Raw genomic sequence first — 15512 nt, forward strand, 5'->3', positions numbered from 1 at the left:
GAGTGTAAGACATGATCAATCAACTTTCATGGAAAGTTGGCGGACAACAAGGTGAAGGTATTGAAAGTACAGGAGAAATATTCTGTATTGCCCTCAATCGCTTAGGTTATTACTTGTATGGCTACCGTCATTTCTCATCCCGAATCAAGGGTGGACACACGAATAACAAAATTCGTGTAAGTACTACGGAAACTCGTGCTATCTCTGATGATTTAGACATCTTAGTTGCTTTTGACCAAGAAACAATTGACGTCAATTATAAAGAATTACATGAGGGTGGCATCATAATTGCAGATGCAAAATTCAAACCTGTCTGCCCAGAAGATACAAAGGCAGAATTATATATTGTTCCCTTTACGGAAATAGCAGCCGAATTAGGAACATCATTAATGAAAAATATGGTTGCCATCGGTGCGACATGTGCTGTTCTAGGCATGGAAATTTCCGTATTCAACGATGTGGTTGATGAAATATTCGGCCGTAAGGGTGAAGAAATCGTCAAGAAGAATATGGATGCCATTACTGCTGGCTATAAGGCAATGGAAGTGTTGCTTGGAGAAAAACTGGGCGCAATGGAGTTGGAAAAGGCAGACGGCCAAAAACGCATGTTCATGATTGGAAACGATGCTATCGCTTTAGGAGCAGTTGCAGGCGGTTGCCGCTTTATGGCAGCTTACCCGATTACTCCTGCCTCGGAAATTATGGAATACTTAATTAAAAAACTTCCTCAATTTGGAGGAACGGTCATCCAGACTGAAGATGAAATCGCGGCGGCTACAATGGCAATCGGTGCAAACTATGGCGGTGTACGTGCCATCACAGCTTCAGCTGGACCTGGACTTTCCTTGAAAATGGAAGCGATTGGTTTAGCGGGCATTACCGAAACGCCAATTGTCATCGTCGATACTCAACGTGGCGGTCCATCTACGGGTCTTCCTACAAAACAGGAGCAATCCGATTTAATGGCCATGATTTATGGTACACATGGTGAAATACCTAAAATCGTCATGGCTCCGAGTACTGTTGAGGAAGCTTTTTATGATACGGCGGAAGCTTTCAACCTTGCAGAGGAATATCAATGTCCAGTTATCGTTCTATCCGACTTACAGCTATCATTAGGTAAACAAACGGTTCAGCCGCTTGATTACGGCAAAGTGGAGATAAGACGCGGGAAATTGGTGGACTTTGAAATTGAAGAGGCTGAAGACAAATCTTACTTCAAGCGTTATGAAGTAACGGAAGACGGAGTCTCACCACGTGTAGTGCCTGGTATGAAAAATGGGATTCACCATGTTACAGGTGTTGAACATGATGAAACGGGCAGACCTTCCGAGACGGCTTTGAATCGTAAATTGCAAATGGATAAACGGATGCGTAAGCTGAATAATTTAACTAACACATTCCAAACACCAGTATACAAAAACACACCGCATGAAGAAGCGGATTTATTAATTCTTGGCTTTAACTCAACACGCGGGACGATTGATGAAGCGATCGGCCGGTTAGAAACGGATGGAATGAAAGTGAATCATGCGCAGATCCGTTTGATTCATCCTTTCCCAGCTGATGAAGTCCTATCATTGGTGCAAAGTGCTAAGAAAGTAGTAGTTATTGAAAATAATGCGACTGGACAATTGGCTAATATCATCAAGATGAATGTCGGACATGTTAATAAAATTAAAAGCATCCTAAAATATGATGGCAACCCATTCCTCCCGCATGAAATTCACACACAATGCAAGGAGATGTTCGAATATGGCAACGTTTAAAGAGTTTCGGAATGATGTAAAACCTAACTGGTGTCCTGGCTGCGGAGATTTCTCCGTTCAGGCTGCCATGCAGCGTGCGGCAGCCAATGTAGGATTGGAGCCGGAAAATTTGGCTGTTGTTTCCGGTATCGGCTGTTCAGGTCGTATATCCGGTTACATCAAGTCCTATGGTTTCCATGGTATCCATGGCCGCTCACTGCCAATTGCCCAAGGAGTAAAAATGGCCAACCGTGAATTGACTGTTATAGCTTCAGGCGGTGACGGAGATGGTTTTGCAATCGGGATGGGTCACACCATCCATGCGATCCGCCGTAATATCGACATTACGTATATTGTCATGGATAACCAAATTTATGGATTGACAAAAGGCCAGACTTCTCCTAGATCAGCTGCTGGATTTAAAACAAAATCCACTCCAGAAGGATCAATAGAACAGGCTGTTTCGCCTATGGAATTAGCATTGTCAGCTGGCGCTACGTTTGTCGCCCAAAGCTTTTCCACTGACTTGAAAGACCTGACGGCGATCATTGAAGCAGGGATAAACCATAAAGGGTTCTCCTTTATCAATGTTTTCTCTCCTTGTGTAACATATAATAAAATCAATACGTATGATTGGTTTAAACAAAACTTGACTAAATTGAACACGATTGAAGGCTATGATTCATCAAATAAAGAACAGGCCATGCAGACTTTGATGCAGCATGACAGCCTTGTAACAGGGATTATTTATCAAGACTCTTCACGCCCTTCGTACCAGGAATTAGTGCCAGGGTATGCTGAAAAAGCGTTAAATAAATCAGATCTGACACTGGATCAAGCGCACTTTGATAAGCTTGTTGCTGAATTTATGTAAAAAGTTAAAAGGTTCACCCCTAAAGATGGGGTGAACCTTTTTTTGTGATTAATTGGAAAGCTCAAGTGGAGAGAATCACTATACTCTCTAAATTAGCTTACCACCAACAGTTATTGAATCCACAGCCGAAGAAATTGCAACGATTCCTTCTACGACAACAATTGTGATGGCGGTCCCGATCACGGTCCCGATCACGGTCCCGATCGCGGTCCCGATCGCGGTCGCGATCGCGGTCGCGCCTATTACAGCCCCTCACAGCACGACAAAAATCGTCTGCGATTCTATCGTTATCTCTGTCCCGATCTCTATCCCGATCACGGTCCCGATCATGATGATCGTGATTATTGCATCCACATGACATATAAGTCACTCCTTCATAATTTTGTCTTACAAGATATCTTATTCGAGAGCGGACAAGATGCTATAGAAACATGACCCATTTAACAAAAATGTACGAATGCCCTAAAAATCATCATTATTAATGTGAAAAGGTCGGTACAAAAGCGATTATGGTATTTTTTTATTTAGTTTTTCATATCTTTACATATTAAGGAAGATAAAAGTAGCAGCCCTAGTTCAGGGGGAGTGTACATGTTGAGAGGGAAAATGAAAGCCGTTGTCAAACACCACCGAGGTTATGGGGCTCAATTACAAAATGTCGATATTCCGGATATCCGTGATGACGAAGTATTGATTCGAGTGAAGATGACCTCGATATGTGGAACGGATATTCATATTTTCACCTGGGATGAATGGTCGCAGGGAAGAGTGAATCCACCATACGTATTTGGGCACGAATTTGCTGGGGAAGTAATGCAGATAGGAGCAAGTGTAAGCAATGTTTCGGTTGGTGATTGCGTATCTGCAGAAACACATATAGTTTGCGGCACTTGCAGGCAGTGCTTAACCGGGCAATTCCATATTTGTAAAAAAACAAACATTATCGGTGTCGATAAACAAGGATGCTTTGCAGAGTATATAGCTTTGCCCGCCAAAAATTTATGGAAAAATCCAAGTGATATGCCACTTGATATGGCTACCATACAAGAACCGATGGGCAATGCAGTCCATTCCGTGCTAGCTGGCGAGGTGCTGGGTAAAACGGTGGCAATAATCGGCTGTGGTCCAATCGGGCTGATGGCGATTGCTGTAGCAAAGGCCGCAGGTGCTGATAAAGTAATCGCTCTTGATATTAATGATTATCGACTTCAGCTGGCCAAAAAGATGGGTGCGACAGACCTCATTCATTCAATTAAACAGGATCCATTGAAAATCACGAAAAGCCTCACAAATGCCGATGGGGTGGATGTCGTTTGCGAAATGAGCGGTAATCCCGCTGCTATCCAACAAGGGTTTAAGATGGCGACAAATGGTGGTAGAATATCAATTCTAAGTCTGCCTTCTAAGCCCGTCACCCTTAATATAACGGAGGATATAGTATTCAAGGGCCTTACTGTCCAAGGAATAACAGGAAGGAAGATGTTTTCAACCTGGCAACAGGTTTCAAGCCTGCTTGAAAGTGGCAAGGTTGATGTAAAACCAATGATTACCCACCGTTTTCCACTAAGCGATTTTGAAAAGGGATTTGAACTGATGATCAAAGGTCAATGTGGTAAGGTGCTCCTGATACCTTAAACATCTTAAAAGGTGAAATTGCAATGTCCGCATTTGAAAAATCTTGAAGAGGGAAGGCGTCATCCAAAAATGATAAGAAGAGGCTAATTTCGTCTTAGCCTCTTCTTTCATGTTCTTATTTCCCGTATTTGTGAAAAATTTCTTACAATTCAAGAAGCCATGACAGAATGATTGTTTCTTGCTGTTAAAAGCTTTATACTATAATAATGTGGATATATCACACTTAAAAGCAAATATTTACTGGTAATTCCTAAAAAGGAATCCGTATAAAACCATTAGAAGATAGGTCTTGAAATAGTTGGTGAAAGAAATAAACTAACTATTTTGAAAGGAGATTAACTATGAACGAGAAACAACGATTAGAATCACAACAAGTACAGGCTGAGAATCCAGCGGACAAAAAATCCGAAAAGGACTTCAGTAAATACTTTCAAGCCGTTTATATTCCGCCTTCCTTAAAAGATGCGAAAAAGCGAGGAAAAGAAGAAGTAGAATATCATGATGACTTTGCCATTCCTGAAGGTTTCCGTGGAATGGGAGAAGGTAAAAAGTTTTACATTCGTACTTATGGCTGTCAAATGAACGAACATGATACAGAAGTCATGGCGGGCATCTTTATGGCACTTGGTTATCGGCCGACAGACACCGTGGATGATGCTAACGTCATTTTACTTAACACTTGTGCGATTCGGGAAGGCGCAGAGAATAAAGTGTTCGGTGAATTGGGGCATTTAAAATCATTGAAATTGGAAAAGCCGGATCTATTGCTTGGGGTTTGCGGTTGTATGTCACAAGAGGAGTCAGTTGTAAAGCGGATCCTAGAGAAGCACCATTTTGTAGATATGATTTTCGGAACGCATAACATCCACCGCCTGCCGCAAATTCTTAATGAAGCTTATCTTTCCAAGGAAATGGTCATTGAGGTTTGGTCTAAAGAAGGTGATGTAATCGAGAACCTTCCGAAAGTGCGTAAAGGAAAAACGAAGGCATGGGTCAATATCATGTATGGCTGCGATAAGTTTTGTACATACTGCATCGTACCGTACACAAGAGGAAAAGAAAGAAGCCGCAGGCCTGGAGATATTATACAGGAGGTCCGTCATTTAGCTGCACAGGGTTACAAGGAAATAACTCTGCTTGGACAGAATGTGAATGCTTATGGTAAAGATTTTACGGATATCGAATACCGTTTCGGTGATTTGATGGATGAAATCCGCAAAATCGATATTCCGCGTATTCGTTTTACGACAAGTCATCCCCGTGATTTCGATGATCACTTGATTGAAGTATTGGCTAAGGGCGGTAATCTCGTTGACCATATTCATCTTCCAGTTCAATCGGGTAGTACGGACACACTTAAAATCATGGCCCGTAAATATACACGTGAACAATATTTAGAGCTAGTAAAAAAAATCAAGGAAGCTATCCCAAGTGTATCGCTAACCACTGACATCATTGTAGGTTATCCGAATGAAACGGAAGAGCACTTTGAAGAAACGATGTCCTTATACCGTGAAGTTGGTTTCGATGCAGCATATACTTACATCTATTCACCACGTGAGGGAACACCGGCTGCGAAAATGCAGGATAATGTACCGATGGAAGTGAAAAAGGAACGTCTGCAACGCTTGAACGCCCTTGTCAATGAAACGTGTGCATTGAAAATGAAGGAGTATGATGGGCAGATTGTTGAAGTGCTCGTTGAAGGCGAAAGCAAGAAGAATGCGGAAGTATTAGCAGGTTATACAACGAAAAATAAGCTCGTGAACTTCAAAGGACCAAAATCCGCTATTGGCCAAATCGTAAAAGTGAAAATCACCGGAACGAAAACATGGTCACTGAATGGGGATATGGTTGAAGAAGCAACGGCGATTGAGGTGGAGTAATATGACGAAATATACTAAAGATGACATTCTGAACAAAGCTGCCGAGCTTGCTGAAATGATCGCAAGCACGGAAGAAGTCGATTTCTTTAAACGGGCAGAAGCACACATCAATGAAAACCAAAAAATCCGTGAAATGATCGCCAGTATCAAGAGCTTACAAAAACAGGCAGTAAACTTCCAGCATTACGGCAAAGAAAAAGCATACAGTCAAGTTCAGGCCAAGATTGATGCACTGGAAAAACAATTGGATGAACTTCCGATCGTGCAAGAATTCAAACAATCCCAAGTGGATGTAAATGACCTTTTACAAATGGTTTCATCACAGGTATCGAATAAGGTGACGGACCTGATTATTGAATCGACTGAGGGAGACGTCCTTCGCGGTGAGACAGGTTCAAAGGTACAAGCAGGCGGCGGAAGCTGTTCATAAATATTAAAAAAGCCCTTCTGATTTCAGAAGGGCTTTTTTAGATGCGGAAATCCTTATACAGTGCCCATTCGTGACACATATCCCAAAACATGCGCATAAAATAACCTAGGTTTAAAACATTACAGCAGTTTTCAAACAATTAAAATTCTACGCACACTAGACTTTTACCACGCATAGGATGAATGGAAACTGTATGAGGAGGGTTCGCTAGCATGTCACAATATAGAGAGATAATTACTAAAGCGGTGGTGGCAAAAGGACGCAAATTCACAAAGTCCTCTCACACCATTTGCCCGGCTCATCATCCTTCTAGCATTCTAGGTTGTTGGATCATCAACCATAAATACGATGCAAAGAAAGTCGGCAAAAAGGTAGAAATTCACGGCAGCTACGAAATCAACGTCTGGTATTCCTATAACCAAAATTCAAAAACGGAAGTTGTAACTGAAAAAGTGCAATATACCGACGTTATTTCGTTGAAATACCGTGATCCCGATTGTCTTGATGACCATGAAATCGTTGCAAAAGCTGTCCAACAGCCGAATTGTTTAGAAGCTTGCATCTCCCCATGTGGACAAAAAATCATTGTCCATGTGGAAAGGGAATTCTTTGTGGAAGTCGTCGGCGAAACGAAAATTTGTGTCGCTGTAAGTCCAGATGGCCGCTGTGAGGATGACTGGGGCTCTGATTTCGATGATGAGGATTTCGAAGATTTAGATCCGGATTTCCTTGATGAATTCGAAGATGAATAGAATATAGAAATTAATACCGGATGACATTCCCTTCATCCGGTCTTATTTAATTTGAAGCGGGACAAGTCCTTGCAGGGCTGGGAATGAGAAAAAAATAGGAATGCAATGTTACTATATCCGTGCGTAAGGATTTGCAGATACAGCTAGCTCACAATTTAAAGGATAATTGATTTACCATGCAATTTCGAATACAGGCAATGTTGCTTTCCCGTATGTTATAATGAAGGACATAAATGTGTAATAGATTATAGTTTGGAAAGGTTTTGAAGGAATGGCTGGATATACTCCAATGATACAGCAATATTTAAAAATTAAGGCAGAGTATCAGGATGCCTTTTTATTTTTTCGTTTAGGCGATTTTTATGAAATGTTTTTTGACGATGCTCTGAATGCATCTCAAGAGCTCGAAATCACATTAACAAGCCGAGAAGGCGGTAGTGAAGAGCGAATTCCGATGTGCGGCATTCCGTATCACTCGGCTGCTAATTATATTGATATATTGATAGAAAAAGGTTTTAAAGTAGCTATTTGTGAACAAACCGAAGATCCGAAGCAAGCAAAAGGCGTGGTACGCAGGGAAGTTGTCCAGCTGATTACTCCGGGAACGAAAATGGATAGTAAGGGTCTTCGTGAAAAGGAAAATAATTATATTGCCACGATCACTTATTTCACTGATGGTCAGTTTGGCTTTGGATACAATGATTTATCGACAGGGGAAAATAAGGTCACATTGATTGAGAGTTTCGAGGAAGTTCTGAATGAATTTGCCATCCTCGGTGCGAGTGAAGTGGTCATTGCCGAGGATTTCAATGAAGAATGGAAAAAAAAGCTGCAAGAACGGGGCGCTGCCGCTCTATCCCTAGAGAATAATTCGGATCAAAGCGAGTCATTCGTTGCACTGCTTCATTTGTTAAAAGACCAGAAACTGGCGACAACGACTTCACGCTTATTGAATTATCTATACCGTACCCAAAAACGCAGCCTGGATCATTTACAGCCAGTGCTTGCATATGAAACATCTCAATATATGAAAATTGATTATTATAGCAAACGTAATTTGGAATTAACTGAAACCATTCGTTCCAAAGGTAAAAAAGGCTCATTATTATGGCTGCTTGATGAAACGAAAACAGCCATGGGCGGAAGAATGTTGAAACAATGGATTGATAGACCGCTCATTAATAAAAAACAGATCGAGCGGAGACAAAGCCTTGTTGAAACCCTAAAAAATCAATATTTCGAACGGCAGGACTTACGTGAACGCCTGAAGGAAGTGTACGATTTGGAGCGGCTTGCCGGAAGGGTGGCCTTCGGTAATGTAAATGCTCGGGACTTGATTCAACTGAAACGTTCATTGCAACAGGTGCCGATCATTCGTGAAATCGTGAAGTCAATGGCTTCAAATCAGGATATTTCAATTCTGGCCGATAAATTGGATCCTTGCGAAGAAGTGACGGATTTGCTTGAAACGGCGCTTGTAGAAAACCCGCCATTGTCCGTGAAAGAAGGAAATATCATTCAGGACGGTTTCCATAAGGAGCTGGATACATACAGGGATGCCAGCAGAAACGGGAAAACTTGGATTGCACAGCTTGAACGGGAAGAGCGGGAACGCACAGGGATCAAATCTTTGAAAATCGGATATAATCGTGTTTTTGGCTATTATATTGAAGTCACACGAGCCAATTTGCATCTGCTTGAAGAAGGCCGTTATGAACGGAAGCAAACTTTAACGAATGCCGAACGTTATATCACACCTGAGTTGAAAGAGAAGGAAGCTTTGATTTTACAAGCAGAGGAAAAAAGCATCAGTTTGGAATATGACCTATTCCTCAATCTTCGTGAAGAGGTCAAAAGCTATATCCCGCGCTTACAGGATTTAGCGAAAGGTGTCAGTGAACTGGATGTCTTGCAGTGCTTTGCGACGATTAGCGAAGAACGCCATTATGTGAAGCCTGTCTTTTCTGATGATCGAAGAATCGTACTGAAGGAAGGCCGACATCCAGTGGTCGAGAAAGTCCTTCAATCACAGGAGTATGTCCCCAATGACTGCTTCATGGATGGAGACCGGGAGTTACTCTTGATCACAGGGCCCAATATGTCGGGTAAAAGTACTTATATGCGTCAGATAGCGCTAACATCGATTCTAGCGCAAATTGGATGCTTCGTATCCGCAAGTATAGCTGAATTGCCTATTTTTGATAAGGTATTTACTAGGATCGGCGCGGCAGATGATTTGATTTCCGGTCAAAGTACATTCATGGTCGAGATGCTTGAAGCAAGAAATGCCATCATGAATGCGACAGAAAACAGTTTGATATTATTTGATGAGATCGGGCGGGGAACATCAACTTACGATGGGATGGCGCTTGCCCAGGCCATAATTGAATATATTCATGAGGAAATTGGGGCAAAGACTCTCTTTTCGACTCATTATCACGAATTGACAGTGCTGGCAGCGAAACTGCCAAAATTGAACAATATCCATGTCAGTGCCATTGAGCAAAATGGAAATGTCGTTTTCCTTCATAAAATTAAAGAAGGTCCAGCAGATAAAAGCTATGGAATTCACGTGGCAAAGCTAGCTGATTTACCGGAGCAGTTAATAGATCGGGCGGCCGCCATTTTAGCGCAGCTGGAAAATGAAAATGGACAGGCAAAGGCGATGCCTGAACAGGCTGCTGCTGTAAAAGCACCTATTGCCGGAGTAGCCCCGGTGACATCCATCAATGAGGCACAGCTTTCCTTCTTTGGGGAAGAGGCTCCTAAAGGAAAAGTGAATTCCTCGCCTAAGGAAAAAAAGGTGCTCGATGACATAAAATCACTGGATATCCTTGAAATGACGCCGCTTGAGGCGATGAATACCCTTTATAAATTACAAAAGAAACTTAAATGAGATAATAAAGCGAGGCGATAAAAATGGGGAAAATCAAACAGCTCGACGAGGCTTTATCTAATAAAATCGCAGCTGGCGAAGTTGTTGAACGCCCAGCCTCAGTCGTTAAGGAACTTGTGGAAAACGCAATAGATGCAAACAGTACCATTATAGAGATTGAATTGGTGGAGGCTGGACTTGGTTCCATCAGGATCGTGGATAATGGCGATGGGATTTTGGCTGATGACATAGAGGCGGCATTTAAACGTCACGCCACAAGTAAAATAAAAGATGAAAATGATCTCTTCCGAATCCGAACACTCGGCTTCCGCGGTGAAGCAATGCCCAGTATTGCTTCAGTTTCCCGTTTTGAAATGAAAAGCAGCACTGGCGAAGGTGTAGGAACGCGCATACTTCTTGAAGGCGGCATGGTTAAGGAACTCGAGGCTTCATCCAGCCGTAAAGGAACGGATATCCTTGTTTCCGATTTGTTTTACAATACTCCTGCAAGGTTGAAATATATGAAAACCATTCATACCGAGTTAGGAAATATTACGGATGTCGCTAACAGGCTCGCACTTTCGCACCCGGATGTTTCAATACGGTTAACACACAATGAGAAGCGTATCCTGCACACGAATGGTAACGGCGATGTCAGGCAGGTGCTAGCCGCTATCTATGGGACGAATATTGCCAAAAAGATGATTCCGGTTCAGGCAAGCTCCCTGGACTTCAAATTATCCGGATATATCGTCATGCCCGAAGTCACCCGGGCTTCAAGGAATTATATTTCGACCATGATAAACGGCCGCTTCATTAAAAACTATGCGCTCGTGAAAGCAATCCTGGATGGTTACCATACACTTCTACCAATTGGGCGTTTTCCAATTGCTTTGTTGAATATTGAAATGGACCCGATTCTTGTCGATGTCAATGTACATCCGTCCAAAATGGAGGTAAGACTAAGCAAGGAACAGGAATTGTTCAGTCTTGTATCGGAAACGATTAAATCTTCGTTTAAAAAGATGTCTCTAATTCCAAGTGGATATACACCTACCCCAAAGCCGGAACAGGCGAAAAGTGAGCAAACTACGCTGGAATTGGACCATGTTGTGGAAAGCGGCAAGCGGGTCCTTGAAGAAGCCAAGAAAGAAGCTTCACTCTTGAAGGATACCTTGATTCGGGAAAAGCAGGAACAAAAGAGTTATGTGGATTATGAAGATTTCAATTTTGAACCAATAAAGGAAATAATCTATAGCAATGAACAGCAGCAAATGGAAGATGTCTATGTACCGGTCTTACAAGATGATAAAAGCAAACCATATTTCGAGTCAGCTGAAAAGTATACAACCTACACTGTCGAACAAGAGGAAGAAATCGAGGCGAATGAACAGGCTAACCGCATCCCTCCCATGTACCCGATTGGGCAAATGCATGGAACATATATTTTCGCTCAAAACGAAAAAGGTTTATATATCATAGACCAGCATGCTGCCCAGGAACGGATCAAATACGAATATTTTAAAGAGAAGGTCGGACGTGTTGAAAACGAGCTGCAGGACATGCTGGTTCCCATCACCCTTGAATTTTCAACAGACCAATGTATTCGGATAAATGAATATCGGCATGAGTTGGAAAAAGTCGGCGTCTATTTAGAGGAGTTTGGCTACAATGCCTATATTGTCCGATCGCATCCACAATGGTTCCCTAAAGGAATTGAACAGGAAATCCTTGAAGAAATGATTGAACAATTGCTCTCGATGAAAAAGGTCGACATCAAGAAATTGCGTGAAGAAGCAGCTATCATGATGAGCTGTAAAGCCTCCATAAAGGCAAACCGTCATCTGCGCAATGATGAAATCCAAGCACTTTTGGATGAACTAAGGCGCACAACCGATCCCTTCACATGCCCTCATGGAAGGCCTATCATCATCTCTTATTCCATTTATGAAATGGAGAAAATGTTCAAGCGGATCATGTAATTAAAAGCAATGGAGAACCCTTATGTAATGGGATTCTCCATTGCTTTTTTAGTTAAATGACCACAAAATGACCACATTTATGGGTCCATGCTCTTTTTTCCTAGAGCTTTTGAAAAGTTTTCTGCAGTTCTGAGTAACATGACTATATTTTTTCAAGGTAATAGAAACTTTAGAATGTCCTAATCTTTCTGATACCACTTTAGCATTTACTCAGATTTCCAACATTATAGTTGCATGTGTATGACGTAAATCATGAAATCGTATGCGGACAAGCTAGGTAAACCAGTCATTAAAGAAATTTAAGAGGGGGTAATGCCTGCACCTTTTATTAGCTTTGTTAAAGAAAATGTTTTTATTTGATTTTATCGAACGTTTGTTCCTTGAAGAACAAAAATTACCGTAAGGGAGTGATATGCCATTATAGGGGGCTTCAATGGAATAAGAACGGGAACGTCCAAATCGGACGTTCCCATATTTTGAATTAAATGGGCACGTAAGAATAATGTACCCGTGCGTGTTAGGAGTGGCCGTCATGCTCTTGATAAGAACCCTTCGAATGTAAGTGAACTTTGATAATATTGTTCAACTTTCAACGCCTAAAACGAAATTAATTTATTTTTCCTTATCGAAAATATAAACTTGGTTACCCGTCTATTTTATTAATTAGTTCCTCATCTTCACTCAACATATTTATAAATTTTACTAAGGATGCAGGTACATACTTATCTTTTCGATAAATGAAAACTGTCCTAACTTTTCCATTCGGAATTGAGTGTTGTCGAATGATTCCGTCTTGTACCTGTTTTGAAACAACTCTTTGCGGAAGCATACTTATACCTAGACCAGCTGCTACACAACCGATGATCCCATCTATAGTGCCAAATTCCATTATCTTATTGGGTATCATCTTCTCTTGTTGTAGCCATAGTTCAAACTTTTCCCGATAAGCACATCCTGCATGAAATACAAGCAGCGTCCTTGTTTGAATATCTTTGATAGAAGATATAGGAGGATGAACTGTATCTGTAATGAGCATTAGTTCTTCTTCGAATACTTCTTTCTGAATGAGATCTGGATGATTAATGGGTCCAGCCACAAATGCTCCATCAAGTTCATTCTGAAGGACTGCTTGAATATTTTGTTGAGTGGAGCCTGTTTTTAAAGTTAAATCAACCTCTGGAAAATCTTTGTGATACTTTGAAAACAAGACTGGTAAGCGAACTGCTGCGGTTGTTTCCATTGAACCAATAATTAACGGACCTCTGGGTGTTTGATCATCATTCATCATATTTTTGGTTTCTTCTATAAGATCGAATATTTTTTCTGTATATGTTAGCAACATGCTTCCTTTGTCAGTTAATGCAGTGCCACGATTATGTCTATAAAAAAGAGTTGTTTGAAGATCCGATTCCAACTGCTGTATTTTCATCGTGATATTTGACTGTGCATATTGAAGTTCTCTTGCTGCTTGAGAAATGCTTCCCATCTTAGCAACACTGTGGAAAATTTTTAATGAGTGCAAATCCAAAATAATCTCTCCTTAGTTGATATATCTTTTAGCCATCAGTATGAGTGATACCAAATATCGATTTTAAGTATTATACCATATGGCAAAAAGAAGATATGCTTATAATATCCTACATTTCAATTGGACACTCTAAAACCATTATTTATTTTGAGGGGAGATACAAAATGCCATTATTACGTTTTGATTTAGTAGAAGGAAGAAACGAAGAAACTTTAAAAAAATTATTGGATTCGGCTCACCATGCGATGGTGGAAGCTTTCCAAGTGCCTGAAAGTGATCGTTATCAAATAGTTCATCAGCACCCGCCGCATGAGCTAATGATCGAGGATACCGGACTGGGGTTTAAAAGAAGCAGAGACCTAGTAATTATTAGTATTGTAAGTAAAAAAAGAACGGAAAAACAGAAAGAAACCTTATACTCACTTCTTGCTCATAAACTTGAATCGGACTGTGGGATTTCTCCACAGGACTTGATGGTTTCTATAACAGAAAACAGCGATGCTGACTGGAGTTTTGGACGAGGGGAAGCACAGTTTCTAACAGGTTCATTATAGTTAATTGGAGGAAATCTTTGAAGAATCAAACTTATCATTTTTTAATAGGGGGAATATTTTCTTTAATCATTGCGATGGGGATTGGAAGATTTGCATATACTCCCATTCTTCCTCTTATGCAAAAAGAACTTTCTTTATCAAATGCAGCTGCTGGTTATATAGCAACCAGTAATTACGCAGGATATTTGCTTGGAGCAATTTTAGCAGGTGCCATTCCTTTTAAGAAGTGTAGAACCATTTTGTTAAGAATAAGTCTAATCATCAGTATCTTAACCACGGCTCTAATGGGTCTCACATACTCTAATTCACTATGGATTGTACTTCGCTTTCTATCAGGATTTGCCAGTGCGTTTGTATTGGTCTTAGCCTCTGGTATCGTGTTAGATAAACTTTCAACTATAAGAAAAACCAGTTGGTCGGGGATGTTTTATGGGGGAGTAGGTTTGGGAATCTTTTTATCAAGTCTAATGATTCCGAGTTTAAACTATTTATTTCGGTGGGAAGGAACATGGATAGGACTAGCTGTTGTGAGTGGCATCCTTGCTATCTTTGTATGGATCTGGCTCGATGAAACCCTTAACGTTGTCGAGAAGAAAAATAAACAAGATATGATTGTAAAAGTGCCCCCCGCTAAATGGCTTATATGGTTGATTATTGCGTATGGTTTAGAAGGATTGGGTTACATTGTTACCGGAACGTTTATCGTATCCATCGCTGAAAAGACCACATACTTTCATAATGGTGCTACCTTAGTTTGGATGATGGTGGGATTGGCTGCGATTCCATCCTGTCTCATCTGGTCTTTATTAGCTAAAAAATGGGGATTCATTAAATCTTTAGTGCTTGCAATGGCTCTGCAATCCTTGGGTATTGCGATGCCAGCCTTTTGGATGTCAAAAACTAGTTTTGTCATTAGTGCTTTATTATTTGGAGCCACCTTTATGGGTATCACCACCCTGGCTACAACATTGGGACGAGAAATGAATCCATCTGATAGCAGTCGGACTATTGGTATTCTTTCTGCTATTTATGCTATTGGACAGTTGATAGGACCAACCCTTGCTGGAGTCTTATCATCATTCACACATGATTTTAATGCTGCTTTTATTGGCGCAGCGTGTGTTGTCTTCTTTGGGGCAATTTTGCTTTCAAGTGGGATTCATTTCGAGAACAACCCTAACATAAGAAATTCAACTGTCCAATACAAAAAATAGAAAATAATTAATTGGGATATAAATACAAAATTGG

Annotated in this window: 11 protein-coding genes and 2 pseudogenes; 11 read left to right on the plus strand and 2 right to left on the minus strand. The window is 40.9% G+C overall.

Annotated elements, in window-relative coordinates; genetic code table 11:
* The first annotated feature begins 11 nt into the window (after positions 1–11).
* The 8 genes from ACWF5P_RS19415 to mutL all read left to right on the plus strand — a co-directional run bounded on the left by ACWF5P_RS19415 (position 12) and on the right by mutL (position 12182).
* Positions 12–1769, plus strand: coding sequence for a 2-oxoacid:acceptor oxidoreductase subunit alpha (locus tag ACWF5P_RS19415; protein ID WP_101224707.1), 1758 nt, complete (start codon positions 12–14; stop codon positions 1767–1769).
* Complete coding sequence (locus ACWF5P_RS19420) at positions 1756–2622, plus strand: 2-oxoacid:ferredoxin oxidoreductase subunit beta (RefSeq protein WP_057278380.1); 867 nt, start codon at positions 1756–1758, stop codon at positions 2620–2622. The genes ACWF5P_RS19415 and ACWF5P_RS19420 overlap by 14 nt, the downstream gene beginning before the upstream one ends.
* Before the next feature lie 594 nt (positions 2623–3216).
* Positions 3217–4257, plus strand: a complete 1041-nt coding sequence (tdh, locus tag ACWF5P_RS19425; RefSeq protein ID WP_452445188.1) for an L-threonine 3-dehydrogenase — start codon at positions 3217–3219, stop codon at positions 4255–4257.
* Between the two features lie 341 nt (positions 4258–4598).
* Complete coding sequence (gene miaB / locus ACWF5P_RS19430; protein WP_101224708.1) at positions 4599–6143, plus strand: tRNA (N6-isopentenyl adenosine(37)-C2)-methylthiotransferase MiaB; 1545 nt, start codon at positions 4599–4601, stop codon at positions 6141–6143.
* A gap of 1 nt (position 6144) precedes the next feature.
* A complete protein-coding gene (locus tag ACWF5P_RS19435) occupies positions 6145–6573 on the plus strand; it encodes a RicAFT regulatory complex protein RicA family protein (RefSeq protein WP_101224709.1) in 429 nt (142 codons plus the stop codon).
* 212 nt (positions 6574–6785) lie between these two features.
* A complete protein-coding gene (locus tag ACWF5P_RS19440) occupies positions 6786–7325 on the plus strand; it encodes an outer spore coat protein CotE (RefSeq protein WP_034313495.1) in 540 nt (179 codons plus the stop codon).
* Between the two features lie 271 nt (positions 7326–7596).
* Entirely contained in the window at positions 7597–10221 is a 2625-nt protein-coding gene (gene mutS / locus ACWF5P_RS19445; protein ID WP_452445179.1) for a DNA mismatch repair protein MutS, read from the plus strand.
* 23 nt (positions 10222–10244) lie between these two features.
* On the plus strand, positions 10245–12182 hold the full coding sequence (mutL, locus tag ACWF5P_RS19450) for a DNA mismatch repair endonuclease MutL (RefSeq protein WP_452445180.1): 1938 nt from the start codon (positions 10245–10247) through the stop codon (positions 12180–12182).
* Between the two features lie 48 nt (positions 12183–12230).
* Here mutL and ACWF5P_RS19455 read toward each other — a convergent pair.
* Positions 12231–12449 (minus strand): annotated as a pseudogene (locus tag ACWF5P_RS19455) (tyrosine-type recombinase/integrase); the annotation flags it as partial.
* Between the two features lie 213 nt (positions 12450–12662).
* Between ACWF5P_RS19455 and ACWF5P_RS19460 the strand changes: the two are divergent.
* Positions 12663–12746 (plus strand): annotated as a pseudogene (locus ACWF5P_RS19460) (hypothetical protein); the annotation flags it as partial.
* Positions 12747–12825: 79 nt separating this feature from the next.
* Here the strand turns inward: ACWF5P_RS19460 and ACWF5P_RS19465 are convergent.
* Positions 12826–13710, minus strand: coding sequence for a LysR family transcriptional regulator (locus ACWF5P_RS19465; RefSeq protein ID WP_452445181.1), 885 nt, complete (start codon positions 13708–13710; stop codon positions 12826–12828).
* 164 nt (positions 13711–13874) lie between these two features.
* On the opposite strand from ACWF5P_RS19465, the gene ACWF5P_RS19470 reads away from it, so the two are divergent.
* Both ACWF5P_RS19470 and ACWF5P_RS19475 read left to right on the plus strand, forming a co-directional pair.
* Positions 13875–14264 (plus strand): tautomerase family protein, encoded by a 390-nt coding sequence (locus ACWF5P_RS19470; protein WP_434169102.1) that lies wholly within the window; start codon positions 13875–13877, stop codon positions 14262–14264.
* A 17-nt stretch (positions 14265–14281) separates the two neighbouring features.
* A complete protein-coding gene (locus ACWF5P_RS19475; RefSeq protein ID WP_452445182.1) occupies positions 14282–15478 on the plus strand; it encodes a YbfB/YjiJ family MFS transporter in 1197 nt (398 codons plus the stop codon).
* Positions 15479–15512 lie beyond the last annotated feature (34 nt).

The sequence above is a fragment of the Peribacillus sp. NPDC055009 genome, assembly GCF_053608705.1.

What these genes read in the sequence shown, in the direction of transcription:
- ACWF5P_RS19415 (WP_101224707.1), top strand. Translation starts at nt 12, where the DNA reads ATGATCAATCAACTTTCATGGAAAGTTGGCGGACAACAAGGTGAAGGT.
- ACWF5P_RS19420 (WP_057278380.1), top strand. Translation starts at nt 1,756, where the DNA reads ATGGCAACGTTTAAAGAGTTTCGGAATGATGTAAAACCTAACTGGTGT.
- miaB (WP_101224708.1), top strand. Translation starts at nt 4,599, where the DNA reads ATGAACGAGAAACAACGATTAGAATCACAACAAGTACAGGCTGAGAAT.
- ACWF5P_RS19435 (WP_101224709.1), top strand. Translation starts at nt 6,145, where the DNA reads ATGACGAAATATACTAAAGATGACATTCTGAACAAAGCTGCCGAGCTT.
- ACWF5P_RS19440 (WP_034313495.1), top strand. Translation starts at nt 6,786, where the DNA reads ATGTCACAATATAGAGAGATAATTACTAAAGCGGTGGTGGCAAAAGGA.
- mutS (WP_452445179.1), top strand. Translation starts at nt 7,597, where the DNA reads ATGGCTGGATATACTCCAATGATACAGCAATATTTAAAAATTAAGGCA.
- mutL (WP_452445180.1), top strand. Translation starts at nt 10,245, where the DNA reads ATGGGGAAAATCAAACAGCTCGACGAGGCTTTATCTAATAAAATCGCA.
- ACWF5P_RS19470 (WP_434169102.1), top strand. Translation starts at nt 13,875, where the DNA reads ATGCCATTATTACGTTTTGATTTAGTAGAAGGAAGAAACGAAGAAACT.